The organism is Acinetobacter towneri DSM 14962 = CIP 107472 (assembly GCF_000368785.1).
GTDB lineage: Bacteria > Pseudomonadota > Gammaproteobacteria > Pseudomonadales > Moraxellaceae > Acinetobacter > Acinetobacter towneri.
In genome coordinates this window covers 1-2,655 of sequence record NZ_KB849677.1, presented here as the reverse complement: position 1 = coordinate 2,655, position 2,655 = coordinate 1, and the positions used below count along the sequence as shown (strand labels likewise).

The 2,655-nt window shown below is 37.0% G+C and carries 2 protein-coding genes and 2 pseudogenes; 3 read left to right on the top strand and 1 reads right to left on the bottom strand.

What is annotated here, in order from left to right; translation table 11 throughout:
- Positions 1 to 22: 22 nt before the first annotated feature.
- Positions 23 to 973, bottom strand: a complete 951-nt coding sequence (locus tag F947_RS00325; RefSeq protein WP_004969507.1) for a sensor domain-containing diguanylate cyclase — start codon at positions 971 to 973, stop codon at positions 23 to 25.
- A 175-nt stretch (positions 974 to 1,148) separates the two neighbouring features.
- On the opposite strand from F947_RS00325, the pseudogene F947_RS00315 reads away from it, so the two are divergent.
- The 3 genes and pseudogenes from F947_RS00315 to F947_RS00310 all read left to right on the top strand — a co-directional run.
- A pseudogene (locus tag F947_RS00315) lies at positions 1,149 to 2,224 on the top strand (IS3 family transposase).
- 32 nt (positions 2,225 to 2,256) lie between these two features.
- A pseudogene (locus F947_RS14100) lies at positions 2,257 to 2,475 on the top strand (BrnT family toxin); the annotation flags it as partial.
- Positions 2,438 to 2,655: hypothetical protein (locus F947_RS00310; RefSeq protein ID WP_004969499.1), on the top strand; the 218-nt coding region annotated here is incomplete at its 3' end. The pseudogene F947_RS14100 and the gene F947_RS00310, both read left to right, overlap by 38 nt.

Genomic DNA, 2,655 nt, shown 5'->3' with positions numbered 1-2,655 from the left:
AGGAAAACTTAATTTTATTACCTTATTGAGACATATCTTTGATTTGACGTTTATGTCTATACATTTGCTTATCTGCTTCAACTACTGTTTGTTGTAAATCCGTCCCTGGTTGACGTGCTGCAACACCAATAGCAGCATTAATTCCAGCCTGTTTTAAGGATTCTGAAATTCGATTTGCTAGTTTTTGAGTATTTTCTAAGTTAGTTTCAATATTTAAAATACCAAACTCATCTCCTCCTAAACGTGCAACTAAATCATTAGAGCGCACAGTTCTTTTGATAATTTGGACTGTTTCTTGAATCATCTGATCACCTTTTAAATGACCAAATTTATCATTTATATATTTTAAATCATTTAAATCTATGACAATAATTGTTGTTGAGTGTCCGTAAATTTTACACCGACTTTCTTCTAAATCTAAAAGTTTATCCCAAGCACGACGATTGAAAGCTCCTGTTAAGTGATCTGTTAGCGACTCCATTTCAAGTTTTTCGCTAATTCTTTTTTGTTCATTTATTTTAATTTCGTTCTGTAAAATTCGACTGAGTAATAAACTAAATAATTCTAATAAATCACTATATTGTTCTATACTTTTAGGCTGTACTGATGGATCAATAGCACATAATGTACCGAAAACAGAGCCATCTTCATTCAATAAAGGTTGACCTATATATGCATTTATATCCACTACCTTATTAATTCCAGCCTCTTTATATAATGGAATTTTTTTTGAATCATGTGCTATACGTGGCCCTTTGCCTAGTACCATCTTAGAACAATATGAATCAGTCCAATTAAAAACTTGTCCTGCTTTTACTCCATATCCACTGTCTTTAGCTTGAAGAACTATCCAATCATTACCTTCTGTACGAGTAATCATCCATAAATTAAAACCTAAGTGATTATGTAAATACTCTAAAATGGCTTTACCAGCATCTTCAAAATCTCTAAAGTTTTCATAAAAAAGACTCATAACTACTCACTATCAATACTTTAAAAATTTATATAACTTTATTTTAACAATAGTTTTATTTAAATTATTTTATTTAAAGATGAATTTACAAATTTCATAGATATGGTAATCCCCCCTAAAAATAATAGGATCTAAAAGTAGAATTTTCTCTTAAGATACGAGCAGGAGATTCTGCATGAAAACATCTAAATTTACTGACAGTCAGATCATGTCCATCTTGAAACAGGCAGAATCTGGCACACCTGTAGCGACCCTTTGCCGTGAACACGGCATGAGTAATGCTACCTTTTATAAATGGCGTGCCAAATATGGTGGTATAGATACATCATTAATGGCTCGACTGAAAGAGCTAGAAGCCGAAAATACCAGACTTAAAAAGATGTATGCGGAAGAGCGATTAAAGGCCGAAATCATCCAGGAAGCGATGGCAAAAAAGTGGTAAAGCCATCTTGCCGGCGTAAGATGGCACAACAGGCAGTTGCCCAGCATGCCATTAGTATTCGTTTGGCTTGTAAAGCATTTGGCATTAGTGAAACCTGCTACCGCTATCAAGCCAAACTCAGCGATGACAATGCTCTCATTGCTGAACAGCTCATTGAACTCACTGAGGAAAATTCCGATTGGGGCTTTGGTTTGTGCTTCTCGTATTTACGGCATGTTGAGAGTTGCTGCTGGAATCACAAGCGGGTTTACCGCATTTACTGTGAGTTGGCACTGAATCTGCGTATTAAACCGAGAAGAAGACTAAAACGGCATGCGCCTGAACCATTGAAAGAACCAATCCGAGAAAATCAGGTTTAGTCATTAGATTTTATGCATGATCAGCTTTCCGATGGTCGCAAGTTTCGATTATTGAATGTGATTGATGATTACCGCCGCGAAGGCCTAGCCATTGAAGCAGGGTTCTCATTGCCCACAATCAGGGTTATTCGTACGTTGAATCAATTGCTGGAGTGGAGAGAAAAACCGTTAGTGATCCGATGCGATAATGGTCCCGAATTTATCAGTCACGAATTTGTGCGCTGGGCTACTGAGCACGGTATTCGTATTGAATATATTCAACTGGGTAAGCCACAGCAGAATGCGTATATTGAACGCTATAATCGGACTATACGTTATAGTTGGCTGAGCAAGCATTTATTTGATACTTTGGATGAAGTACAAGATTATGCAACAAACTGGTTGTGGCATTACAACCATGAAAGACCACATCAAGCTAACAAAGGAAAGCCACCTCTAATGGCTGCTTAACCTCTACTTTTAACTTCGGTTATTTATGGGAGGATTACCATGCCGTCTTCAAACAGGATCGCTTTGAAAATGGTGAATATCGTTGGCAAGCGATAGGTCTCGTACACGGGCAGACAGTTTTATTAGTGGCTCATACTGTACAAGATCATAATGGGATTGATCATCTCCGTATTATTTCAGCACGACAGGCAGAGAAAAAAGAGAGGAAACAGTATGAAAAAAACCGTTACGTACAAAGTAGATTTGAATAAACCTCCTGTCTTATCTGAAGAACAAAAGGCAAGACTTGAGGCATTAGATAAACGCGCAGACAGTGAAATAGACTTTTCGGACATACCTGAACTTGATGAAAGCTTTTGGAAAAATGCTGTCCAAAATCCGTTTTATAAGCCAACTAAACAAGTGACTACAGTACGCATTGATGCAGATGT

Bases quoted from the DNA above. Each gene is read 5' to 3' on its own strand.
- F947_RS00325 (WP_004969507.1), bottom strand. From the start codon at position 973: ATGAGTCTTTTTTATGAAAACTTTAGAGATTTTGAAGATGCTGGTAAA.